Here is a 22,860-nt window from a genome sequence, read left to right on the forward strand (position 1 = left end):
GTGACCCAGATGCTGCCCGAGTCCTGGCTCCCCGTCCTCGGCGGGGAGCTGGACCAGCCCTACTTCAGGGAACTCACCGAGTTCGTCGAGAAGGAGCGGGCCAACGGGCCGGTCTACCCGCCCCGTGAGCAGGTCTTCGCCGCCCTGGACGCCACGCCCTTCGAGAAGGTGAAGGTGCTCGTCCTCGGCCAGGACCCCTACCACGGCGCCGGCCAGGGTCACGGCCTCTGCTTCTCCGTGCAGCCCGGGGTCAAGACCCCGCCCTCGCTGCGCAACATCTACAAGGAGATGAAGGAGGAGCTCGGCCTGGACGTCCCGGACAACGGGTACCTGATGCCGTGGGCCCAGCAGGGCGTCCTGCTGCTCAACGCGGTGCTCACCGTCCGCGAGGCCGAGCCGAACTCGCACAAGGGCAAGGGCTGGGAGAAGTTCACCGACGCCGTGATCCGCGCGGTCTCGGCGCGTCCCGACCCGGCCGTCTTCGTCCTGTGGGGCGCCTACGCCCAGAAGAAGATCCCGCTCATCGACGAGGAGCGGCACGTGATCGTCAAGGGCGCCCACCCCTCCCCGCTGTCGGCCAAGAAGTTCTTCGGCTCCCGGCCCTTCACGCAGATCAACGAGGCCATCGCCGCCCAGGGGCATGAGCCGATCGACTGGCGGATCCCGGACCTCGGCTGACGTCCCACCGCGCCTCGGCGCCTTCGCCCGCACCTGCGGCTAGCTTCGAGACGACCGGACCGGAACAGGTCCGGCGGAGCAAGCCGGAGGCGCCGTGACCGAGCAGCAGGAGGCGTCGGAGGACGCCGTCATGACGAGGATCGGCCAGGCGGTCATCCTGCTGCACGCCGGTGACCGCGAGGAGGCCCGCAACCGGCTCGGTGAGATCTGGCAGGAGATCGGTGAGGAGGGGGACTCCCTGCACCGGTGCACCCTCGCCCACTACATGGCCGACGCCCAGGACGACCCCGCGGACGAGCTGGCCTGGGACCTCCGGGCCCTGACCGCCGCCGACGCCCTGGGCGACGAGGACGGAAACGGGACCTACGGGCCGGCGACCGGGCCGCCCGCACTGCGGCAGCCGCGTCCCGCGATGCGCGTGTTCTACCCCTCGCTGCACCTCAGCCTGGCCACCGACTACCTCAAGCTGCAGCGGCCGGAGGCCGCCCGGGTCCACCTCGCGCGGGCCCGCGCGGCCGCCGGGGCACTGGCCGACGACGGCTACGGGAACGGCGTCCGGGCCGCCATCGCCCGGCTGGAGCGCCGCCTCGCCGCGGAACCGGGCGGCCGGCCGCGGCCCTTTCCCGAACAGGCGTGAGGAACGGCCCCGGCCGCGGCTCAGCCGCCGTGGACGCCTGCGCAGATCCGGGCCTCGGGGCTGTCGGGGTGCCAGCGGCCGTGGCGCCGGCCCAGCGCGCAGACGTCGGCCGGCCGCACCGGCAGCTTCCGCACCAGCTCACGCTCCGCCTCGGCGTCGGGCCGCCCGTGCTTGCGGGCGCCGTCAGGACGCCCCTGGCCGGGCCCGACGGCCCGCCGGGGCTCCGGGATGTCGGGAACCGGCGGAGCGTCCGGTACGGGCCCGCCCGGGGCACTCCGGGCGGGGCCGTCGGCGGCCGGCCGGGCGGGGGCCGAGGCCGGGGGCCGTGCGGGCCGCTCCGGAGCCGCCTCCACGGCCTCCAGCGCCTCCAGGGCGGGTGCCCGGACGGCCACCGGGTCGGTACCGGGCCCGCCGCGCGGCGCGTGCCGGGGCGGGACACCGGCGGCGGGGGCCGCCGCGGGCTGCACGGGTCCGGGGCTCACATTGACACAGCCGGAGACCGCCGAAACGGCGCAGGCGACTCCGAGCAAGAGCTTTGTCGTGGTTCGCGTTGGATGCACCCGCGCAACTCTGCTGTGCGAGGACCCCGTTGTGAAAACCAGGAGCGCATATTCACCCCGCACGGGTGACGGACGCGGGGGTGACCGGCGGAGCGCGGCCCCCCCCGCCGCCGCGGACCGGCTACTCGCCGGTGGCGCCGTCTATGTGCTCGCGCAGCAGGTCGGCGTGGCCGTTGTGCCGCGCGTACTCCTCGATCATGTGGGTGTAGACCCAGCGCAGGCTGAACACTTCCCCGCGGTGGTGGCTCTCGGCCTCCGAACGCAGGTCGAGCGACCGGCCGGCGGCCGCCCGGCGGGCGCCGTCCACCTCCGCCTGCCACACCTGCTCGGTCTCCGCCCAGGTGGCGGCCTCGGTGAAGTGGAAGTCGCCGTCCCGGTCCTCGTCGGTGACGTACAACTCGGGCAGGTCCTCGCCCAGCATGATCTCCCGGAACCAGTACCGCTCCACCTCCGCCATGTGCCGCACGAGGCCCAGAAGACTCAACTCGGAAGGTGCGAGCGGGGTCCTGCGCAGCTCCTCGTCCTGCAGCCCCTCGCACTTCCACATGAGGGTGGCACGGTGGTAGTCGAGCCAGCCGTCGAGCATCTCCCGCTCGTCGGCGGTGGTGGAGGGCTCGTCGCGATGTGATCCTGAACTGGTGGTCATGAGGATCATCCTGGGCGAACAGGGCCTCCGACCACCAGGGATTAAGCTGCCAAGATCCCACAAGGAACAAATTTGGAGGCCCCGGTGAAGGTCGGCTGCATCGGACTCGGCGACATCGCGCAGAAGGCGTACCTGCCCGTCCTCACCACCCGCGCGGACGTGGAACTGCACCTGCAGACGCGCACCCCCGCCACCCTGCAGCGGGTCGGCGACACCCACCACGTCCCGGCCGCGCGACGGCACACCGATCTCGACGCCCTGCTCGCCCAGGACCTGGACGCGGCCTTCGTGCACGCCCCGACCGGAGCCCATCCGGAGATCGTCACGCGCCTGCTGGAAGCCGGCGTCCCCACTTACGTGGACAAGCCGCTCGCCTACGAGTTCGCCGCGTCACGACGGCTGGTGGAACTGGCCGAGGAGCGCGGGGTCTCCCTCGCGGTCGGCTTCAACCGCCGCTACGCACCCGGGTACGCGCAGTGCGCCGACCACCCGCGCGACCTGATCGTCCTGCAGAAGAACCGGGTCGGCCTGCCCGAGGACCCGCGCACGCTGGTGCTCGACGACTTCATCCACGTCGTCGACACCCTGCGTTTCCTGCTGCCCGGCGAGGCCGACCGCACCGACGTCCGCGCGGTCGTGCGCGACGGGCTGATGAGCCAGGTGGTGCTGCACCTGTCCGGCCCCGGATTCAGCGCGCTCGGCATCATGAACCGCCTCTCGGGCTCCAACGAGGAGGTCCTGGAGGTCTCCGGCACGGACACCAAGCGGCAGGTGGTCAACCTCGCCGAGGTCATCGACCACAAGGGCCAGCCCACCGTGCGCCGCCGCGGGGACTGGGTGTCCGTCGCCCGCCAGCGCGGCGTCGAACAGGTCGTGGACCACTTCCTGGAGGCGGTCGCGACGGGCCGGACCCTCAGCGCGCGCGACGCGCTGCTCACCCACGAGCTGTGCGAGACGGTGGTGAACTCGGCTCTGGAGCAGGCCTTCTGAGCGACCGGGCGCCCACCACCGCGCAGTAGGCGGCCAGTACGGCGAGAGACGCGGTCACCGGCCAGGCCCCGAAGCGCACGAAGAGGGTCGAGCCCCGGGCGAGCGGCACCTCGTACACCTCCGCGGTCCGCGCCGACGTCGGCAGTGCGGGACCGATCCGCTCGCCCGACGGGCCGTGCACCACGCTGACCCCGGTGAGGGTGGCGTGCACCATCGGCCGGCCGTTCTCCGCCGCCCTCAGGGCCGCCAGCGAGGCGTGCTGGGCCGGCGCCCAGCTGTCCTGGAACGTGGAGGTCGCCGACTGGGCGACCAGCAGGGAGGCCCCGTCGAGGGTGAGGCGCCTGCTCATGTCGGGGAAGGCCGACTCGAAGCAGACCAGCGGTCCCACCCGGACGGCGGCGCGCCCACCCGGAGCCGAGGGCAGGTCCATGACCACAGGCGCTTCCCCGCGCATCCGGTCCTCGCCGGCCGCCCGGCCGACCGAGGTGGCCCACCCGAGCAGTGCCCGGGCCGGTACGTACTCGCCGAACGGCACCAGCCGCATCTTGTCGTACCGGTCGCCCGTGGGGCCGGCGGGACCCACCAGGACGGCGCTCTTGTAGATGCCCGGCCGGTCGGCCCGCCTCGCGTCCACGTTCACCAGCAGCGGCGCCCCCACCTCCGCCGACAGCACGGCCAGCCGCCGGGCCAGGTCCGGCCGGGCCGCCAGGTCCTCGCCGACGCTGCTCTCGCCCCAGACCACGAGGTCCACGCCCTGCCCGGCCAGCGGACGCGTGAGCCGCTCCCCGGCCGCGAACCGCCGCTCCGCACTGTCCGGGCCGTCCGGCACCCGCCCCGGCTGTACGACGGCCACCCGCAGGCCGCCCGACTCCGCGGGCCGGGCCGCCCACGCCCACGCCGCACCCGTCAGCAGCGCACAGCCCGTGAGCCCGGCCACCGCCGGGACCCGGGCCCGGGGCACCGCGACCAGCAGCACCAGGGCGCAGTTGACCGCCACCAGCAGCAGACTGACCAGCCACACCCCGCCTACCGAAGCCAGCCGCAGCGCCGCCGGCACCTGCCACTGGCTGGCCCCCAGCAGTCCCCACGGCCCGCCCAGCCCCTGCCAGGACCGCACCACCTCCGACAGCAGCCACCCCGCCGGTACGACGACCAGCGCGCAGGCGGCCCGGCCCGCCGAGGGCTGCCCGCCGAGCAGCCGCCGCACCAGGAGCGCCCACGGGATCCACAACAGGCCCACCAGCGCGGCCACCGGGAGCAGGAACACGTGCAGACTCGGCAGCAGCCAGTGGTGCACGGCCAGGACGTAGCCGGCTCCGCCGAGCCAGCCCTCCAGCGCCGCCCGCCGGCCGGCCGGAGCCGACCTCAGCAGCAGCATCCACGGCACGAGGGCGACGTAGGCGAACCACCAGAGGGCCGGGGCGGGAAACGCGAGCGCGGGCAGGGCGCCGGCCACGAGCGCCGCGGGCGCCCGCCACCGGCGCGACCACCCGTCGTGCATCGGGATCATGGCGCCTCCGCTTCCAGTGTGGGCAGTGCCGGGCGGGACCGCCCCTCCGGCCGGGCCGGCCCGCTGCGCGCCCGGCGGGCATCGAGCGCCCCCGGGCGGCGGGGCGGACGCGACGGGCTCAGACGGCGGTGTGCCGCCACTTCTCGTGCACGGTCACCCGGGTGAGCCGCCAGCCCTCCCGGGTCCGGGCCAGGGCGAAGGTGTAACGCCCGGCGGCGACGAAGTTGGGGGCGGTCACCGTGCCGTCGGCGTCCGGCCCCTCCAGCCGCATCGGGTTGAGGAAGTCGGCGCGGACCTCGGCGCTGTCGCCGGGCGAGCCTCCGGCGTCCTCCACCCGGATCAGCCGGTTGACGATCAGGTGCTGACGTACGGGGAAGAGCTTCATGGTCTCCTCCAGCCACTGCGCGACCTGCCCCGCCGGCCCCTCGATCCCGCCCGCCGAGCTGTAGTCGGCCCGCCCGCCGGCGGCGAAGAGGGCCCGGTAGGCGGCCCAGTCGCCGTCGTCCACGGCCACCGCGTAGCCCGTGACCACGTCGTCGATCGCCAGCCGGTCCATCACCGTCGCGAGATCCACACGCTGAGTCATCGGGTCAGTGTGGGGCTGCACGGGCGCGAGGCCAAGGGGCGTGCGCCGACCGGATCCCCGAGCGGCCCGTCAGTGACCTGAACGCGCCTCCCGCTGCCGCACCACCACGAGGAACGCGTCGCTCGCCAGATCCATGACCACCTCGGCCGGCACGCCCTCGCGCATCCGCTGCGCCGCGTACTCCTCGGCGGGCCAGCTACCCCGCGGACTTCCGGCCGGAAAACGCTCCAGCACCACTCGACCCATGGGACACCCCCTGCTCCTTGCCTTTCAGACTCTTCGTGAACAACGACGCGGAGGCCCCCCGGGAACGTTCCCGGGGGGCCTCCGATTCACGCGAAGAGGTGGCGCGGCCCGCTACGAGCCGGACTCGCCGGCGTGCGGGCTCAGCACGTCCGTGCCGATCAGCACGAACAGCAGGACGCCCAGCGCGATGCGGTAGATCACGAAGGGCATGAAGCTCTTCGTGGTGATGAACTTCATGAACCACGCGATCACGGCGTAGCCGACGAAGAAGGCGATCACCGTCGCGAAGACCGTCGGACCCCAGGAGATGTGGCCCGGGTCCTCCATCACGTCCTTGATCTCGAAGGCGCCCGAGGCGAGCACGGCCGGGATGGCGAGGAGGAAGGAGTACCGGGCCGCCGCCTCGCGGGTGAAGCCCAGCAGCAGACCGCCGGAGATCGTCGCACCGGAGCGCGAGACACCCGGGATCAGGGCCATCGCCTGGCAGAAGCCGAAGATCAGTCCGTCCTTGACGCCCAGCTGCTGGAGCGTCTTGCGCTCGCGGATCGCCCGGTGCCGGCCGCCCTCCTCGTCGCGGGCGGCCAGTCGGTCGGCGACGCCCAGCACGATGCCCATCACGATGAGGGTCGTGGCCGTCAGCCGCAGGTCGCGGGCCGGACCGACGATGGCGTCCTTGAAGACCAGGCCGAGGATGCCGATCGGCAGCGAGCCGACGATCACCAGCCAGCCCATCTTGGCGTCCTGTTCGGAACGCAGGGCCTTCGTGTACAGGGAACGGAACCAGGTGGAGACGATCCTGGCGATGTCCTTGCGGAAGTAGATCAGCACGGCGGCCTCGGTGCCGATCTGGGTGATGGCCGTGAAGGCCGCTCCTGGGTCGTGCCAGCCGGCGAATGCCGCGGTCAGCCGCAGGTGGGCGCTGGAGGAGATCGGGAGGAACTCCGTAAGCCCCTGGACGAGACCGAGGATTAGGGATTCGAACCAGCTCATGTCGGGGTGCGCTCGTCCTTGTGATCGTCGGGCAGTTCGCCCCCGATGCTAGGGCCCGTGCGAAGCGCCGCTGACCACAGGGGGGTGCTGGGGCGTCAGTTCGTACGCCGGACCGCCGCTCCGAGGGGCCGCCAGGCGGTGCCTTTTGCGCCAGCCGACGATGCCGGCGGCCACCACCGAGACCACGATGAAGCCGAACGAGACGAGGAAGGCGGGGGAGCCGGGGGAGGAAGCGCTGGCTCCCGCGATCACGTACGCCGTGGTGTTCGGGACCACACCCAGCGCCGTCGCCAGCAGGAACGGCGTCCAGCCGCAGCGGGACACCGCCGCACAGTAGTTGGCCACCACGAAGGGCACCCCGGGGAAGAGCCGCACCGCCAGCATCGAGCGGAACCCGTGCCGGCTGAGCTGGCCGTCGGCCGCCTCCAGCAGCCGCCCGCGCAGGTACGGACGCAAAGCCTCCTGGCCCATGACCCGGCCGAGCCCGAAGGCGATGCCGGCCCCCAGCACGGTGCCGCCGACCGCCGCGACGACGCCGAACTGCGTGCCGAAGACGGCTCCTGCGGCCAGGTTGAGCAGGGGGCGCGGTACGAACGCCGCCGAGCACACGCCGTACACGGCTGCGAACGCCAGGACGGCCGTGCCCACCGGGAGGCCGGGTGGCCAGCCCTCCGAGAGGATCCGCTGGGGCTCGTACACCAGCACGCACACGCCGGCCGCCGCGAGCAGCACGACGAGCAGCGCCAGCCGGATCCACGGCGCGAGGAGGAGGGACATCCGGGGAGACTAGCCGAGGTACGGGGCAGGGCGCCGTAATCTGGGCCTCATGCTGTCGAACGGCGCACGACCTCCCGGGGTTCCCCGCAGCGCCCTCGCGGACACCCTGCTGGCACGGCTGACCGCGGCGTACCCCGCCGCGGCCGACTCCGGGCGGGCCGGGGCGATGGCCGCGTACATGAAGCACGTCGCCCCCTTCCTCGGCATCCCCACACCGCTGCGCCGGGATCTGTCCAGGACAGTGACCAAGAACACTCCGCGGCCGTCCGAGGCGGACTGCGCGGCCCTCGCGCTGCGCTGCTGGCGGCTCCCCGAGCGGGAGTACCACTACTTCGCCGTCGACTACCTGCGCCGTCACGTCGGCCGCTGCTCCTCCGGACTCCTGCCGGTCGTCCGGCACCTGATCACCACCGTCTCCTGGTGGGACACCGTCGACCTGCTCGCCGCGCACACCGTCGGACCGCTGGTGGCCGCCGACCCCCGCCTCGCCTCCGTGATGGACGAGTGGATCGGCGACGAGGACCTCTGGCTCGCCCGCGCCGCCCTCCTGCACCAGCTCCGCTTCAAGGACGCCACCGACAGCGGTCGGCTCTTCGCGTACTGCCGCCTGCGGGCCGACCACCCGGACTTCTTCCTCCGCAAGGCGATCGGCTGGGCCCTGCGCGAGTACGCCAGGACCGACCCCGGTGCGGTGCGCGCCTTCGTCGACGCCGAACGCGCCGCCCTCTCACCGCTGTCCGTGCGCGAAGCACTCAAGAACCTCTGACCGCGCGCCGGTTCACCCCGTAAATCATTCGACGGGCGCGGGCCGGTCCGGCAGGATCGGGGTCATGTCCCGGTACGCCTTCCCCGCAGCGCCGTCCGCAGTCGCGGACGCGCCGAAGGCTGCCGCGTTCGCGGACGCACCCGTCCTCGCCGCATTCGACGGCGCACGAAGCTGACCCTTCCCGGATCGTCCGGCGGACCCCGCAGGGGGAGGGTCGGCTCGGTTCAGGGGTCCCGTCCACGCTTCGAGCAACGGGAAGAAACCATGGCCAAGACGGCCTTCGTGCGGACCAAGCCGCACCTCAACATCGGCACCATGGGTCACGTCGACCACGGCAAGACCACTCTCACCGCCGCCATCACCAAGGTCCTGGCCGAGCGCGGCGGAGCCTCCTTCGTGCCCTTCGACCGCATCGACCGGGCCCCCGAGGAGGCCCGCCGGGGCATCACCATCAACCTCACGCACGTCGAGTACGAGACCGACACCCGTCACTACGCCCACGTCGACATGCCCGGTCACGCCGACTACATCAAGAACATGGTCACGGGGGCCGCGCAGCTCGACGGCGCGATCCTCGTCGTCTCCGCGCTCGACGGGGTCATGCCGCAAACCGCCGAGCACGTGCTCCTCGCCCGCCAAGTGGGCGTCGACCACATCGTCGTCGCCCTCAACAAGGCCGACGCGGGGGACCCCGAGCTGACCGACCTGGTCGAGCTGGAGGTCCGCGAGCTGCTCACCGCGCACGGCTACGGCGGTGACGGCGCACCCGTCGTACGGGTCTCCGGGCTCGGGGCGCTGGAGGGCGACCCCCGCTGGACCGGGGCGATCGAAGCCCTGCTGGACGCGGTGGACACCTACGTGCCCACGCCCGTGCGGTACACCGGGGCGCCGTTCCTGCTGCCCGTGGAGAACGTCCTCACCATCACCGGGCGCGGGACGGTCGTCACCGGCGCCGTCGAGCGAGGCAGCGTACGCCTCGGCGACCGCGTCGCCGTCCTGGGCGGCGACGGCGAGCCGGTCGAGACCGTCGTCACCGGCCTGGAGACCTTCGGCAAGCCCATGGAGTCCGCCGAGGCCGGCGACAACGTCGCGCTGCTGCTGCGCGGCGTGCCGCGCGACGGCGTCCGCCGCGGGCACGTGGTGGCCGCGCCGGGCAGCATCACGCCCCGGCGCCGCTTCAGCGCCCGGGTGTACGTGCTCTCCGGGCGCGAGGGCGGGCGTACCACTCCGGTCGCCAGCGGCTACCGGCCGCAGTTCTACATCCGGACCGCCGACGTGGTGGGGGACGTGGACCTGGGACCCGCGGGTGTCGCCCGGCCCGGGGAGACGGTCACGATGACCGTCGAGCTGGGCCGGGACGTCCCACTGGAGGCGGGCCTCGGCTTCGCGATCCGTGAGGGCGGACGCACCGTCGGCGCCGGCACGGTGACGACCGTCCTGGGCTGACCCGGCCGTCCCGGGGCGACCCGCCCCGTCGGGACCCCCTGTGGTGACGGCAGGACGGCTGCGCCAGACTGCCGTCACCACAGGCGTCAACGAGGGGCGGGCGGAAATGGGCGGCGACACGGCACTGGTGCTCGGCGGCGGCGGACTGACCGGCGTCGGCTGGGAGTGCGGGATCCTCTACGGACTCGCCCGCGCCGGTGTGGACCTCACCACCGCGGACCTGGTCGTCGGTACCTCGGCCGGCTCGGTGGTCGGCGCCCAGCTCACCGCGGGAGGGCTCGGCGCACGGGAACTGTACGAGCGCCAGCTCGGCGACGCCGCCGGGGAGACCGTCGCCAAGCTGGGAGCGGGCGTCATCGCCCGGTACGCGCTGGCCATGGCGCGCTCCCGCAGGGACGCGGCCGACTACCGCCGACGGGTCGGCGCCATGGCATTGGCCGCCGACACCGGCTCCGAGGCGGACCGCCGCAAGGTACTGGCCGCCCGGCTGGTCTCGCACGAGTGGCCCGAGCGGCGGCTCGTGGTCACCGCGGTCGACGCGCTCACCGGCGACCTCAGGGCCTTCGACCGGGACAGCGGCAGCGGGCTGGTCGACGCGGTCGCGGCGAGCTGCGCCGTGCCGGGGGTGTGGCCTCCGGTGACGGTCGGCGGGCGCCGCTTCATCGACGGCGGCATCCGCTCCGCCACCAACGCCGACCTGGCCGCCGGCTACGCGCGCGTGGTGATCGTCGCACCGATCGCGCTCGGCTCCGGTCTCGTCCCCGCTCCTGCCGCGCAGGCGGCCCGGCTGCGCGAGGCGGGGGCGCGGGTGCTGCTCATCACCCCCTCGGCCACGGCCCGCAAGGCCTTCGGGCGCAACGTCCTGGACCCGGCCCGGCGCGACCCGGCCGCCCGGGCCGGCCTGGCGCAGGCTCCGGAGCACGCCGCCGAGGCCGCGGCCGTCTGGTCGGGCTGAGGGCCCCCGGTCCGGAATGGCGGGGGCTGCCGGACAATGGAGCGGTGAGCGACGAACGGATCCCGGTGGTACGGGACGTGAGCCAGGGCACGGCCAAGCTGATGCCGGACGTCGACGGGGAACGAGCCTGGCTGCTGACCGTCGACGGCGCCCCGCAGTCCTACGTGGACCTCGACGATCCGCAGCACCTGGAATTCGAGTACGTACGCCGCCTCGCGCACGTCCTGGACTGCGCGGCGCGGCCGGACCTCCCGCTGGACGTCCTGCACCTGGGCGGCGGCGCGCTCACCCTGCCCCGCTACGTCGCGGCCACCCGGCCCGGATCCCGGCAGGCCGTGGTCGAGTTCGACGCGGGCCTCGTGGAGCTGGTCACCGAACACCTGCCGCTGCCGGAGGGGGCCGGGATCACCGTGCACACCGCCGACGCCCGGGCCTGGCTGGAGGCGGCACCGGCGGGGGGCGCGGACGTGGTGGTGGCCGACGTGTTCGGCGGCTCGCGGGTGCCGGCGCAGCTGACCTCGCTGGAGTACGCGCGGGAGGCCGCCCGGGTGCTGCGGCCCGGCGGGCTCTACGCGGCGAACCTGGCGGACGGGGCGCCCTTCGACTTCCTGCGGAGCCAGCTCGCCAACTTCGCCGGCGCCTTCGCGGAATTTGCGCTCCTCGCCGAGCCGTCGGTGCTGAGGGGGCGGCGCTTCGGGAACGCCGTGCTGCTGGCGTCGGACACCCCGCTGGACGTGGGGGCGCTGGCCCGGCGGTGCGCGTCCGACGCCTTTCCCGCCCGGGTCGAGTACGGCGACGGTCTGGCCCGCTTCCTCGGGGGCGCGGCGCCCGTCGCCGACGCGGACGCCGCTCCCTCTCCGGCGCCGCCGGAGGGCGCGTTCAGCCTGGGGTGACGCCCGACGGGGACGCCACGGCGGACGACGAGGCGGCGGGGGCGGCGGCCGCGGGACCCCCGGTCCGGTGCGCGGACGGCCGGCGCGTCATGCGGCGCACGTCCGGAACGAGCAGCACCAGAGCGGTGACCAGGACGACCAGGGTCGCGCAGCCCCACAGGGCCTCGGTGCGGCCGAAGGCCGATTCGACCGGCCCGGCCAGCGCCGTGGCCAGCGGGAGCATGGAGACCGAGCCGAACCAGTCGTAGGCGGAGACCCGGGAGAACTTCTCCTCGGGGATCTCCTGGTGCATCGTCGTCATCCAGTTCACGCCGAAGACCTCGATCGCGGTCCCGCTGACGAACATCACCGCGCACAGCCCCCACACCGGCAGCGGTACGGCCAGGCCCGCCGACGGCAGCGCCAGCGGGAACACGCAGAGCGTCCCGACCAGCAGCAGCCGCCGCGGTTTCCACACCATCATCAGGACGGCACCGGCGATGGTGCCGACGCCGAACAGTGCCAGGGCCAGGCCCCAGGGCGCCGGTCCGCCCAGCCGGTCCCGGGCGACCAGCGGACCGTAGACCGCCTCGGCGGCGCCGACGACGGCGACGACGACCGAGAACTGGAGCACGATGCTCCACAGCCAGGGCCGGGTGTGGAACTCCTCCCAGCCCTCCCTCAGGTCGGCCAGCAGGCCGCTGCCGGGGGCCCGGTCCGGGGTGTGACTGACGTCGAGGAAGGCGCGCAGCGCGCCGGCGACGGCGAAGGCCGCGGCGTCCACGGCGAGCACCCAGCCCGGGCCCATCGCGGCGATCATCGCCCCGCCCAGGGCCGCCCCGCCGATGCCGGCGCCGTTCATGGCCATGCGGAAGAGGGCGAAGGCACGGTTGGCGTGCTCGCCGGAGACCGTGGAGAGGAGCATGCCCTCGGCCGCGGGGTTGAAGAAGGCCGTACCGGTGCCGCACAGGGCGGTCAGCAGCATCATCTGCCACAGCTGGGGGTCGCCGGTGAGGACGAGCAGGGCGAAGGCGCCCTGCGAGACGCAGTTCAGGGCATTGGCGGCGACCATCACGCGGTGGCGCGGCAGCCGGTCGGCGACGGCGCCGCCGACGAGCAGGAAGAGGACGAGCGGCAGGGTGCGGGCGGCCGCGACCAGGCCGACGTCGCCGCCGGATCCACCGGCCTCCAGGACGGCGAAGGCGGAGGCGATGAGCGCGCCGTGACTGCCGAGGTTGGTGATCACCGCGGCACCCGTGAGCAGGGTGTAGTTGCGGCCGGCCCACTCCGGGCGGCTGCGGGTGCGGCGGGGCTCGGGCGTACGGAGCGGTGCGTCGGGGGGAGAACTCACCCCCGGACTATCCCCGCCCCGGGCCGAGAATCCAAACGGATTGCCGGAGCCGGGGCGGGGACGGGTTCAGCCGGAGATCATCCGCTGCTGAGCCGGATCGAGCTGAGGATCTTGTCGGAGATCTCGGTCGAGACCTCTTCCTTCACGCCGGCCGCGGTGACCAGCGCGAAGCTGGCGAAGTCACCGGCGGCGTTCTTGAAGGCGAAGCCGACCGCCTTGCCGTCGGTGGAGCACTTGTGCTCCTTCTTCACGTTCGGCGCGGTCGCGACCACCATGTGGCCCTTGATCCCGGAGGAGGTCGTGAACTCCTTGGGCTCGGTCACCTTGACCGTTCCCTTGGGCTCCTTCTGCGCGAAGCCCGCCCACACCCAGGTGCCGGTGTTGTCGGTGGCGGCCTGCGCGGTGTCCTTGGCGCCCTGGGCCCCCTTGACGCCGGCGTCCGCGATCGAGAACTTCTCCAGGTTGCCGTCGGCGTCCTTGTCGACCGTGCACCACTCCTGCTTGAGGGTGGCGGTGCCGGACATCGTGATGACGGGCTTGCCGTCGTTCTTGACCTCGTCGTCGTAGAAGAGGGAGACGCCCGGGTCGTTGACGTTCCACTCCGGGGGGACGTCGTAGGCCACGTTGTACTTCGTGTTGGTGACGACCTTCCAGCCCGGGATGACGGGCTGCATGGCGCCGCCGGCCCGCGGGTTCGCGCTGCTGCCGGCCGGGGCGGGCGTCTCGACGGGCGCGGAGGAACTCGTCGCCGGCTTGCCGTCGGCCTCGGTCTTCTTGTCGTCCCGGGTCAGGACGTACGCGCCGGTCGCGGCGGCCGCCACGACGACCGCCGCGGCGGCGACGATGGCCACGGTCCTGGTCGAGTACGGGCTCCCGCCGGAGGGCCGGGGTGCCTGGGGCGGCTGGGGCTGGCCCCAGGACTGGCCCGGGCCCGCGGGGGGCTGCTGGTATCCCGGCTGCTGGGGGTAGCCGGGCTGCTGCGGGTATCCGTAACCGGGCTGCTGCTGGTACGGGTTCGGCTGCGCCGGCTGTCCCGGCGGCTGCGCGTACGGGTTCTGATGCGCGTCCTGGGGGTTCTGCTCGCCCCCGGGCGGCTGCTGCTGTCCTGGCCACATGGCCGGTAACGATAGTGGGAGCGGTGCCCGGCAGCCACGGCCGCCCCCCGGAGACCTATGGCCAATCCTCTCTACTCGTGGGTAACATCGCGGTTCATGAGCGCAGACCAGATGAACGTGGGCGAACTGCTCGCCGCGACCGTGCCGATGGCCCGGACCCTGAACCTCGAGTTCCTGGAGACCACCCCCGAGCGCGCGGTCGTCCGGCTCCCGGACCAGCCCGACTACCACAACCACGTCGGCGGCCCGCACGCCGGCGCCATGTTCACCCTCGCCGAGTCCGCCAGCGGCGCCATCGTCCTGGCAGCCTTCGGCGAGCAGCTCTCGCGCGCCGTGCCACTCGCCGTCAAGGCCGAGATCGGCTACAAGAAGCTCGCCAAGGGCGTCGTCACCGCCACCGCCACCCTCGGCCGCCCGGCCGCCGAGGTCGTGGCCGAACTCGACGCGGGCGGCCGCCCCGAGTTCCCCGTCACCATCGCCATCCAGCGCGAGGACGAGGCCGTGACGGGCGAGATGACGGTCGTCTGGACCCTGCGTCCCAACGCGTAGGACATCCCCCCACGTGCCCGCCGCCCCCTCGGGACCGCGGGCACGTGGTGCTTTCCCGGGACCGCGACGCCGTCGTACCGGCGACCCTCCCCCCGACCGTCTAGAGTCCTCGCACGACGATGGAGGGGGTACCCGTGGCCAAGGTCAACATCAGCCTCGACGCCGAGCTCGTGGTGGAGGTGATGGTGCTCGCCGGGGTCGGCTCGCCGCAGGACGCGGTGGAGGCCGTCGTACGGGACTACATCGCCCGCGGTCACCGCACCGAGGCGCGCATCCAGAGCCAGGACGAACCCCGGCGCACCGCCGACAGCCTGCCGCCCCTGCCGGAGGGCTGAACCTGGGCGCCCGCGGTGGCGCGTCTCGGCCGGGCCCGCGTACCCACCGAGCACAGTGGCCCGGGGAGCGGTCCGGCGCGGGCCGCTCCCGCCGACCCGTGCCGCAGGGAGCACCCATGAGCGAGGACGTGTCCAGACGTTCGGCGATGCGGTTGATCGCAGGGGCCGGTGCGGTGGGCGCGGCCTTCGCGGCCGGCGGCTGCGCCCCCGCCGTACCACCGCCCGGGGCCGGCGGCCCGGCCACCGGCGCGGCGGGCGCACCAGCCGCCGGGGGCGGCACCGGGACCGGTACGGGCGGCGCCGCCCGGATCGACGCCCTGCTGGAGCGGCTCACGCTGGAGGAGAAGACCGCCCTGCTGCACGGCGCCCCCGACCCGGCCCCCCGTGGCCAGGCCGGCTACGTGCCGGGCGTACCGCGGCTGGGCATCCCGGCGCTGCGGCTCGCCGACGGGCCCGCCGGGGTGCGGGTCGACCGGCCCGCCACCGCACTGCCCGCGCCGGTCATGCTCGCCTCCGCCTTCGACCCGGCGCTGGCCCGCGAGTACGGGCGGGTCATCGGCCGCGAGGGCCGGGCCCTCGGCCAGGACGTGGTGCTGGCCCCCATGGCCAACCTCATCCGCACTCCCTACGCCGGCCGGAACTTCGAGACCTTCTCCGAGGATCCGCGGCTGACCGCCGACCTCGTCGGCGAGATCGTCCGCGGCATCCAGGACGAAGGGCTCATCGCCGCCGTCAAGCACTTCGCCCTCCACAACCAGGAACGGGGCCGCGACACCGTCGACGTGTCCGTCGGCGAGCAGACCCTGCGCGAGACCGAACTACGGGGCTTCGAGGCCGCCGTGGCCGCCGGCGCGGGCGCCGTGACGGGCTCCTGCAACAAGGTCAACGGCGTCCACGTCTGCGAGAGCGGACCGCTGCTCGAAGAACTGCTGCGCGGAAGCTGGGGATTCGACGGCTGGGTGGTCTCCGACCGCGGCGCCACCCGCAGCACCGTCGCCGCCGTCCGCGCCGGCCTGGACATGGAAATGCCCGGCGGCACCCACTACGGCGCGCCCCTGCGCGAGGCGGTGCGCGGCGGAACCGTCCCGGAGGACGCCGTCGACCGGGCCGTGCACCGGATCCTGTCCACCCTGGACCGCTTCGGACTGCTGTCGGCCCGGCAGCCCGCCCGGCCGCCGCGCGACGCCGCGGCCGGGGCCAGGGTCGCCCGCAAGGTGGCGACCGCCGGCGCCGTGCTGCTGCGCAACGAGCACGGCACCCTGCCGCTGACCGGCGCCGCGGCCCGCTCGGTCGCGGTGATCGGACCCACCGCCCTCGTCCCCTTCACCGGCGGCGGCGGCAGCTCGCACGTGGGCCCCGACGGCGCGGACGCCCCCCTCACCGCCATCCGGCGACGGGCCGGGAACGGCGCGTCCGTGCGCCACGCCCTCGGGGAGGACCTCTACGGACGGCCGCTCCCCGCCAAGCTGCTGACCCCCGCCGCCGATCTGGAGCACCGTGAGGTCGGCCCCGGGCGCGTCTGGAGCCACGAGGCCACCTTCCGCCTCCCGGCCGACGACGAATGGACCCTGCTGGTCCACTACACCGGGAAGCGGCCCGGCGTACGCCTCGACGGAGAGGAACTGTTCCCCGTCCGGCAGGGCCTGGCCGAACAGTACGAGGGTGCGCTCCTCGGCTCCGCACCCGACGGGATGGCCGTGCGCCGCCGCACCCTCGCCCTCACGGCGGGCACCCACCGGCTGGTGGTCACCGCCGAGGGCGGGGACAGGGGACAGCGTCTGCGCCTGCGGCACATCACCGGGGCGATCCGGGCCGCGGACCTCGCCGAGGCGGTCCGCACCGCGAAGGCCGCCCGCAGCGTGGTGCTGTTCGCCCACGAGGACGCCACCGAGGGCAGGGACCGGACCTCGCTGGCGCTGCCGGGCGGGCAGGAACGGCTGATCGAGGCGGTCACCGCCGCGAACCCCCGTACGACGGTCGTGCTCAACACCCCCTCCGCCACGACGATGCCCTGGCTCTCCCGTACCGGGGCGGTCCTCCAGATGTACTACCCGGGGCAGGAGGGCGCCGGGGCCACCGCCGACGTCCTCTTCGGCGACGCGGATCCCGGGGGCCGTCTCACGCAGACGTTCCCGGCCGACGAGCGGACCACCGCGGTCGGGGTGAACCCGGCGCGCTACCCCGGGGTGGGCGGCCGGCAGGAGTACTCCGAGGGCGTCCACGTCGGCCACCGCTGGTACGACGCCCAGCGGGCGACCCCGCTCTTCCCCTTCGGGCACGGCCTGTCCTACACGACCTGGCAGTACGAGAAGCTCACGGTCCGCGCGCAGCGCGACGGGCTGCGCGTGGAGTTCACCGTCCGCAACACCGGCCGGCGCAAGGGGACGGACGTCGCCCAGGTCTACGTGGGCCCGTCCGAGGAGCTCCGGCTCGACCAGCCGGTCCGCGCACTCGCCGGCTACCGGCGGATCACCCTGCCGCCGGGAGCGGCGCAGCGCGTCACGATCGACATCGACGCCCGGACGCTGTCGTCGTGGGACCCGGAGCAGCGCGCCTGGGTGCGGGGCTCCGGCCGCCGGGATGTGTTCGCCGGACGTTCCTCCCGTGAACTGCCTCTGAGGTCAAAGGTCGCGACGGCGAGCCGATAGGCTGCCCGTTCGGCGTGTCACAGGGGGCGCGCCGGGGACGACTCGGGAGGACGCACCGGTGCACATCCAGGAATGGCTGGAGACGATTCCGGCGGTCAGCATCTATCTCCTGGTGGGTCTCGTCATCGGCCTGGAGAGCCTGGGCATCCCGCTGCCGGGCGAGATCATCCTGGTCAGCTCGGCCCTGCTGGCCTCGCAGCACGGCGAGATCGACCCCGTCGTCCTGGGTCTGTGCGCCATCACCGGCGCGATCGTGGGCGACTCGATCGGCTACGCGATCGGCCGCCGGGGCGGCAAGCCGCTGCTGGACCGGCTGGGGCGGCGCTTCCCCAAGCACTTCGGGCCCCAGCAGGTCGCGCTGGCGGAACGCTCCTTCGAGAAGTGGGGCATGTGGGCCGTCTTCTTCGGCCGGTTCGTGGCGCTGCTGCGGATCTTCGCCGGGCCGCTGGCGGGCGTACTGCACATGCCGTACTGGCGCTTCCTCGTCGCCAACGTCCTCGGCGGGATCCTCTGGGCGGGCGGAACGACCGCCGTCATCTACTCGGTCGGCATCGTCGCCGAGCCCTGGCTCAAGCGGTTCTCCTGGCTGGCCCTCGGACTCGCGGTGGCGTTCGGGCTCGTTGTGACCCTGGTGGTGCGCAGCAGGATGAAGAAGGCGGCCGACGTCGCAGGGGCGGCCGGCGCGGACATCCCCGCACAGCCGACCGCCCGCGCCACCGTCGGCGAATGACGCCTTCCGCCGGCCTCGGCCCGCCCCCGGGTGCCCGGCGCCGCCCTCCGCACCCGACCTAAGGGGTCACCGAGGCGCGGTGCTGCTTGGCGAGGTCCACGTACATCAGGGCGTTGACCTTGATGCCCTCGCGCTCCTCGTCGGTCAGTTCGCGGCGCACCTTCGCGGGGACGCCGGCCACCAGGGAGCCGGGCGGGACCACCATGCCCTGCGGGACCAGCGCCTGTGCGGCCACGAGGGAACCCGCGCCGATCACCGCGCCGTTCAGGACGGTGGCGCCCATGCCGATCAGGCAGTCGTCCTCGACGGTGCAGCCGTGCACGACCGCGTTGTGGCCGATGGACACGCGCTCGCCGATGGACACGGGGAAGCCCGGGTCGACGTGGAGCGTGCAGTTGTCCTGCACGTTGCTGTCGGCGCCGAGCGTGATCGGTCCGCAGTCGGCGCGCAGCACCGCCGAGTACCAGACACTCGCGCCGGCGGCGAGGGTGACCTCTCCGACCACGACCGACGTGGCCGCGGTGAAGGCCGTGGGGTCGATGTCCGGGTGCTTGCCCCCGACACCCGCCACGAGTGCCTGGGCCGTCTGCTGCGTCATGTTCGCTTCCACTTCCTCGGTCGTCCGCTTGCCGCGCCAACAGCACCGTAGGCCACGCCGTCCGCCGTTCCGGCGATGGGGTGAAGATCACAGGACCGTGGTCCGGACGACCGCCGCCGGGCGCACTACCGTGGCCGGGTGCCGAAGAAAAAGAACACGTTCTCATCCGTGGCGGTCCTGCGCCGCCGGCTGGCGAGCCGTGTGGTCCACACCGGCTGGCGCTGGATGCAGCAGGCCGGCGCGGTGACCGCGCAGACCCCGGGCCGGCTGAGGTTCGGTGCGATCGGGGACGGCACCCGGCTCGCCTTCCCGCAGGGCACGGTCTTCGGCGAGCGGTGGATCCGGCTCGGCGGGCACTGCATCATCGGCGAGCAGGTCACCCTCACCGCCGGCATGATGCCCGACCTCGACCTGGGCGCGGAGCCGATGCTGGTGCTCGGCGACGGGGTCGTCATCGGGCGGGACAGCCACGTCATCGCGGACGCCCGCATCGAGATCGGTTCGAACACCTTCTGCGGGCCCGGTGTCTACATCACGTCCACGAACCACAGTTACGACGATCCGCACGAGCCCGTCGGCCGGCAGTGGCCGCGCAGCGCGCCGGTGGAGATCGGTCCCGGATGCTGGCTCGGCACGGGCGCGGTGATCCTGCCCGGCGCGCGCCTCGGCCGCAACGTGGTGGTGGCCGCCGGGGCCGTCGTACGGGGCGAGGTGCCCGACCACGCCGTGGTGGCGGGGGCACCGGCGCGCATCGTACGGCGCTGGACGCCGGAGACGGGCTGGCAGCCGCCGCTGCGCACCCCGGCTCCCGTGCCGATCCCGGACGGCGTGACGCCGGAGCAGCTGCGGGGGCTGGCCGAACTCACCGAGGCCGAGCTGGCCGAGGTCGAACGGGCGGGCGCGGAAGGCGCGGAGAGCGTGGTCGCGGAGGGGCGGCCCGTGGAAGCCGGGCCGGCGCAAGGGCGGCTCGTGGAAGGCGGGCCCGCGGAGGGGCGGCTCGCGGAGGCTCAGCTCGCGGACGCCGAGAAGTAGCGGCCCGCCCTTCTCAGCCCGCGGCCAGCAGAACCGTTCCGGCGAGGGCCAGTCCGGCGCCCGCCGCCTGGACCGTGCGCAGCCGTTCCTTCAGGACGGCGAAGGCGGCGAGCGCGGTGATCACCGGGTACAGCGAGGACAGTACGGCGGCCATGGTGACCGGACCGTTCTGGGCGGCGACGGAGTACGTGCCGTTCGCCGCGACGTCCGCGAGGCCGACGAAGGCCAGGGCCGGCAGCAGGGCCCACAGGACGCGCGGTCCGGTGCCCTCCGGCAGGGCGGGGACACCGCGCCGGGACTGGACCCACAGGGCGGCGCCGCCGACGCCGACATTGGTGATCCGCTGGACGAAGAGGGCGAGGAAGAGGCCGGTCACGGTGGTCGAGGCCGCCGAGATGAGGGCCATCACCGCGCCGAAGCCGAAGGCCGCGACCAGGGTGAGGACCACGGCCTGCCGCTGGACGGGTGCGCCGCGCAGTTCGGGGCCGCCGGCCAGGACGATGCCGACGACGGCGACGGCGATACCGGCGAACTGGCCCGGGCCGGGCCGCTCGCCGAGGATCAGCCCGGCGGTGACCGGCACGACCACGCCGAGGGAGCCGAGCGGTGAGACCACTCCCATCGGGCCCAGGGCCAGCGCCTTGTAGAAGCTGAGCATGGCGACCGGTCCGACCACGCCCGCGGCGACGGCGAACCACAGCTGCGGGCCGGCCTCGTGCCAGGCGCCGGTTCCGAGGACGACGGCGCCGAGCACGACGACGGCGACGATCTGCGAGACGACGACCACCGTGAGCGCCGGGATCCGCCGCGTCAGCAGCCCGCCGCCGAAGTCGGCGAGGCCCCACAGGACGGCTGTGGCCAGGGCGAAGAGGGCGGTCATCGGGAGGCCTCGCAGTACAGTGCAGTGAACGCCGGAGTGCAGCATCGAATACGGAACACGGTAGTGCAGTCCGTTGGACTGCGGCATCCAGAATATTGGACGGAATGGTGTCGGACCTCGAACAGCTCACCCAGGCGCTCGCCCGGAACCTCAAGAGGTGGCGCGGCGAGCGCGGTTTCACCCTGGACTCCCTGGCGGCCCGCGCCGGTGTGAGCCGCGGGATGATCATCCAGATCGAGCAGGCCCGTACGAATCCCAGTGTGGGCACCACGGTCCGGCTGGCCGACGCCCTCGGCGTCAGCATCTCCGCGCTGCTGGACCACGACCGCGGCCCGCAGGTCCGGGTCGTCCCGCCGGAACAGGTGGTGCGGATCTGGTCCAGCGAGGCGGGCAGCTCGACGACCATGCTGATCGGCACCGACGAACGCGGGCCCATGGAGCTGTGGACCTGGCACCTGGTGCCCGGTGAGGGCACGGACTCCGTCCCGCACCCCTCCGGCACCATCGAGATGCTGCACGTCACGGCCGGGGAGCTGACCCTGGTGGTCGGCGAGGAGCAGTTCCGCGTCCCCGCCGGGGCCGCGGCGGCCTTCGAGGCGAGCCTCCCGCACTCCTACCGCAACGAAGGCCCCGTACCGATGGAGATGACCCTCGCGGTGTCGGTCCCCCCGGTGTCCGTACCGGTACCGGCGGCCGCCACCGCGCACGCGCACGGCGGCGGCTCCGCCTGACCGGGGCTACTTCGCGGACGCTCCCCGGAGCGCCGGGATCTCAATCGCCGGGCAGCGGTCCATGACCATCGTCAGCCCGGCCCCGCGGGTCCGGTCGAAGGCGGCCTCGTCGATCACGCCGAGCTGGAACCAGACGGCTGCGGCGCCGACGGCGACCGCCTGGTCGGCCACCGCCCCGGCCAACTCGCTGTTCACGAAGACGTCCACCACGTCCACCGTGAACGGGATCTCCTCCAGCGAGGCGTAGCCCTGCTCGCCGTGCACGGTCTCGGCCTTGGGGTGCACAGGGACCACGCGCTTGCCGTACTGCTGGAGCACACGCGCCACCCCGTGGGCCGCCCGGTCCCGGTTGTTCGAGAGGCCCACCACGGCCCAGGTGTCACCGAGCTCGGTGAGGATCTTGCGAATGGTTGCCGGATCGCCGTACACGTGCGCCGCCTCCTGCTGCTGCCAGTCCGTCGTCGTCTGCCGGTCCTGCTCAGCCGCGTCAACCGAAAACCGGCGCGTCCGATTCCCCGACCGCCCTCCTGCCGGGCGGTCGGCGCTGGCGGAGCCACGGCTTAGGGTGGAGCGGTGAAGGCAGACCAGTACGTGACGGTGGCCCGCGAGGGCGTGCACGAGTCGGAGATCAACCGCTCGCGCTTCCTGTGCTCGCTGGCGCCCGCCGCCACCGAGCAGGAGGCGCAGGACTTCATCGCGCGCGTCCGCAAGGAGCACCCCACCGCCTCGCACAACTGCTACGCCTACGTCATCGGGGCCGACGCCTCCGTCCAGAAGGCCAGCGACGACGGGGAGCCCGGCGGCACCGCCGGGGTGCCCATGCTGCAGATGCTCACGCGCCGCGACGTCCGCTACGCCGTGGCCGTCGTCACCCGCTACTACGGCGGTGTGAAGCTCGGCGCCGGCGGGCTGATCCGCGCCTACGGCGGCGTCGTCGGCGAGGCACTCGACGAACTCGGCACCGTCACCCGCCGCCGCTACCGGCTGGCCACCGTCACCGTCGACCACCAGCGGGCCGGCAAGACGCAGAACGACCTGCGCTCCACCGGCCGCACCGTGGTGGACCTGCGCTACGGGACCGACGTGGAGATCGAGGTCGCCCTCCCCGAGGCGGACCTGCCCGCTTTCGAGGCCTGGCTCGCCGACAGCACGGCCGGTACGGCACGCATCACCCTGGGCGGGGAGACGTACGCGCCCTGAGCGCCCCCGGGGACGGGTTAGCGTAGTGGGGT

26 protein-coding genes are annotated in these 22,860 nt (G+C 73.6%); 14 read left to right on the plus strand and 12 right to left on the minus strand.

The window, feature by feature from the left end:
* Nucleotides 1–9: 9 nt before the first annotated feature.
* Nucleotides 10–678, plus strand: coding sequence for a uracil-DNA glycosylase (locus AC2RP6_RS32055; RefSeq protein ID WP_486450525.1), 669 nt, complete (start codon nt 10–12; stop codon nt 676–678).
* Between the two features lie 94 nt (nt 679–772).
* Nucleotides 773–1,315, plus strand: a complete 543-nt coding sequence (locus AC2RP6_RS32060) for a hypothetical protein (RefSeq protein ID WP_486449329.1) — start codon at nt 773–775, stop codon at nt 1,313–1,315.
* A 20-nt stretch (nt 1,316–1,335) separates the two neighbouring features.
* Here AC2RP6_RS32060 and AC2RP6_RS32065 read toward each other — a convergent pair whose 3' ends face one another.
* Both AC2RP6_RS32065 and AC2RP6_RS32070 read right to left on the minus strand, forming a co-directional pair.
* On the minus strand, nt 1,336–1,797 hold the full coding sequence (locus tag AC2RP6_RS32065; RefSeq protein WP_486449330.1) for a hypothetical protein: 462 nt from the start codon (nt 1,795–1,797) through the stop codon (nt 1,336–1,338).
* Nucleotides 1,798–1,996: 199 nt separating this feature from the next.
* Nucleotides 1,997–2,521, minus strand: a complete 525-nt coding sequence (locus AC2RP6_RS32070; RefSeq protein ID WP_486449331.1) for a DinB family protein — start codon at nt 2,519–2,521, stop codon at nt 1,997–1,999.
* Nucleotides 2,522–2,605: 84 nt separating this feature from the next.
* Here AC2RP6_RS32070 and AC2RP6_RS32075 point away from each other — a divergent pair, with 84 nt between their 5' ends.
* Complete coding sequence (locus AC2RP6_RS32075) at nt 2,606–3,511, plus strand: Gfo/Idh/MocA family protein (RefSeq protein WP_486450526.1); 906 nt, start codon at nt 2,606–2,608, stop codon at nt 3,509–3,511.
* Here AC2RP6_RS32075 and lnt read toward each other — a convergent pair.
* From lnt to AC2RP6_RS32100, 5 genes are all read right to left on the minus strand, one after another.
* Entirely contained in the window at nt 3,456–5,021 is a 1,566-nt protein-coding gene (gene lnt, locus AC2RP6_RS32080; protein WP_486449332.1) for an apolipoprotein N-acyltransferase, read from the minus strand. The genes AC2RP6_RS32075 and lnt overlap by 56 nt on opposite strands.
* A gap of 118 nt (nt 5,022–5,139) precedes the next feature.
* Nucleotides 5,140–5,607, minus strand: coding sequence for a nuclear transport factor 2 family protein (locus AC2RP6_RS32085; protein ID WP_486449333.1), 468 nt, complete (start codon nt 5,605–5,607; stop codon nt 5,140–5,142).
* A gap of 69 nt (nt 5,608–5,676) precedes the next feature.
* Complete coding sequence (locus tag AC2RP6_RS32090; protein WP_106967693.1) at nt 5,677–5,853, minus strand: hypothetical protein; 177 nt, start codon at nt 5,851–5,853, stop codon at nt 5,677–5,679.
* A 111-nt stretch (nt 5,854–5,964) separates the two neighbouring features.
* The gene (locus tag AC2RP6_RS32095; RefSeq protein WP_486449334.1) at nt 5,965–6,843 is read right to left on the minus strand and encodes an undecaprenyl-diphosphate phosphatase; all 879 of its coding nucleotides are present in this window, start codon (nt 6,841–6,843) and stop codon (nt 5,965–5,967) included.
* A 48-nt stretch (nt 6,844–6,891) separates the two neighbouring features.
* Nucleotides 6,892–7,620, minus strand: a complete 729-nt coding sequence (locus AC2RP6_RS32100) for a TVP38/TMEM64 family protein (RefSeq protein WP_486449335.1) — start codon at nt 7,618–7,620, stop codon at nt 6,892–6,894.
* Nucleotides 7,621–7,669: 49 nt separating this feature from the next.
* Here AC2RP6_RS32100 and AC2RP6_RS32105 point away from each other — a divergent pair, with 49 nt between their 5' ends.
* From AC2RP6_RS32105 to AC2RP6_RS32120, 4 genes are all read left to right on the plus strand, one after another.
* Nucleotides 7,670–8,386: a DNA alkylation repair protein gene (locus tag AC2RP6_RS32105; RefSeq protein ID WP_486449336.1), complete on the plus strand. Its 717-nt coding sequence runs from the start codon at nt 7,670–7,672 to the stop codon at nt 8,384–8,386.
* Between the two features lie 264 nt (nt 8,387–8,650).
* Nucleotides 8,651–9,832 carry an elongation factor Tu gene (tuf, locus tag AC2RP6_RS32110; protein WP_486449337.1) on the plus strand — a complete coding sequence of 394 codons (1,182 nt, stop codon included), beginning with the start codon at nt 8,651–8,653 and terminating at the stop codon, nt 9,830–9,832.
* 106 nt (nt 9,833–9,938) lie between these two features.
* Nucleotides 9,939–10,787, plus strand: a complete 849-nt coding sequence (locus AC2RP6_RS32115) for a patatin-like phospholipase family protein (protein WP_486450527.1) — start codon at nt 9,939–9,941, stop codon at nt 10,785–10,787.
* A gap of 101 nt (nt 10,788–10,888) precedes the next feature.
* On the plus strand, nt 10,889–11,680 hold the full coding sequence (locus AC2RP6_RS32120) for a spermidine synthase (protein ID WP_486450528.1): 792 nt from the start codon (nt 10,889–10,891) through the stop codon (nt 11,678–11,680).
* On the opposite strand, the gene AC2RP6_RS32125 is transcribed toward AC2RP6_RS32120, so the two are convergent.
* The gene (locus tag AC2RP6_RS32125; protein WP_486449338.1) at nt 11,667–13,010 is read right to left on the minus strand and encodes an MFS transporter; all 1,344 of its coding nucleotides are present in this window, start codon (nt 13,008–13,010) and stop codon (nt 11,667–11,669) included. The two genes, AC2RP6_RS32120 and AC2RP6_RS32125, sit on opposite strands and share 14 nt — an antisense overlap.
* A 77-nt stretch (nt 13,011–13,087) precedes the next feature.
* Entirely contained in the window at nt 13,088–14,125 is a 1,038-nt protein-coding gene (locus tag AC2RP6_RS32130) for a DUF8017 domain-containing protein (RefSeq protein ID WP_486449339.1), read from the minus strand.
* Between the two features lie 96 nt (nt 14,126–14,221).
* Between AC2RP6_RS32130 and AC2RP6_RS32135 the strand changes: the two genes are divergently transcribed.
* From AC2RP6_RS32135 to AC2RP6_RS32150, 4 genes are all read left to right on the plus strand, one after another.
* A complete protein-coding gene (locus AC2RP6_RS32135) occupies nt 14,222–14,674 on the plus strand; it encodes a DUF4442 domain-containing protein (protein WP_185893812.1) in 453 nt (150 codons plus the stop codon).
* Between the two features lie 134 nt (nt 14,675–14,808).
* Nucleotides 14,809–15,009 carry a type II toxin-antitoxin system VapB family antitoxin gene (locus AC2RP6_RS32140; RefSeq protein WP_387124738.1) on the plus strand — a complete coding sequence of 67 codons (201 nt, stop codon included), beginning with the start codon at nt 14,809–14,811 and terminating at the stop codon, nt 15,007–15,009.
* Nucleotides 15,010–15,125: 116 nt separating this feature from the next.
* Complete coding sequence (locus AC2RP6_RS32145; protein ID WP_486449340.1) at nt 15,126–17,657, plus strand: beta-glucosidase family protein; 2,532 nt, start codon at nt 15,126–15,128, stop codon at nt 17,655–17,657.
* A 58-nt stretch (nt 17,658–17,715) separates the two neighbouring features.
* Nucleotides 17,716–18,387 (plus strand): DedA family protein, encoded by a 672-nt coding sequence (locus tag AC2RP6_RS32150; protein WP_486449341.1) that lies wholly within the window; start codon nt 17,716–17,718, stop codon nt 18,385–18,387.
* Nucleotides 18,388–18,445: 58 nt separating this feature from the next.
* Here AC2RP6_RS32150 and AC2RP6_RS32155 read toward each other — a convergent pair whose 3' ends face one another.
* On the minus strand, nt 18,446–18,985 hold the full coding sequence (locus AC2RP6_RS32155; RefSeq protein ID WP_486449342.1) for a gamma carbonic anhydrase family protein: 540 nt from the start codon (nt 18,983–18,985) through the stop codon (nt 18,446–18,448).
* Between the two features lie 138 nt (nt 18,986–19,123).
* Between AC2RP6_RS32155 and AC2RP6_RS32160 the strand changes: the two genes are divergently transcribed.
* Complete coding sequence (locus tag AC2RP6_RS32160) at nt 19,124–20,017, plus strand: acyltransferase (protein ID WP_486449343.1); 894 nt, start codon at nt 19,124–19,126, stop codon at nt 20,015–20,017.
* Between the two features lie 13 nt (nt 20,018–20,030).
* On the opposite strand, the gene AC2RP6_RS32165 is transcribed toward AC2RP6_RS32160, so the two are convergent.
* The gene (locus AC2RP6_RS32165; RefSeq protein ID WP_486449344.1) at nt 20,031–20,897 is read right to left on the minus strand and encodes an EamA family transporter; all 867 of its coding nucleotides are present in this window, start codon (nt 20,895–20,897) and stop codon (nt 20,031–20,033) included.
* A gap of 107 nt (nt 20,898–21,004) precedes the next feature.
* On the opposite strand from AC2RP6_RS32165, the gene AC2RP6_RS32170 reads away from it, so the two are divergent.
* The gene (locus AC2RP6_RS32170) at nt 21,005–21,628 is read left to right on the plus strand and encodes a cupin domain-containing protein (RefSeq protein WP_486450529.1); all 624 of its coding nucleotides are present in this window, start codon (nt 21,005–21,007) and stop codon (nt 21,626–21,628) included.
* Nucleotides 21,629–21,634: 6 nt separating this feature from the next.
* On the opposite strand, the gene AC2RP6_RS32175 is transcribed toward AC2RP6_RS32170, so the two are convergent.
* Nucleotides 21,635–22,057: a CoA-binding protein gene (locus AC2RP6_RS32175; RefSeq protein ID WP_486449345.1), complete on the minus strand. Its 423-nt coding sequence runs from the start codon at nt 22,055–22,057 to the stop codon at nt 21,635–21,637.
* Nucleotides 22,058–22,201: 144 nt separating this feature from the next.
* Here AC2RP6_RS32175 and AC2RP6_RS32180 point away from each other — a divergent pair, with 144 nt between their 5' ends.
* A complete protein-coding gene (locus AC2RP6_RS32180; protein WP_486449346.1) occupies nt 22,202–22,828 on the plus strand; it encodes a YigZ family protein in 627 nt (208 codons plus the stop codon).
* Nucleotides 22,829–22,860: the final 32 nt, after the last annotated feature.

Source organism: Streptomyces sp. WAC03905 (assembly GCF_057371075.1).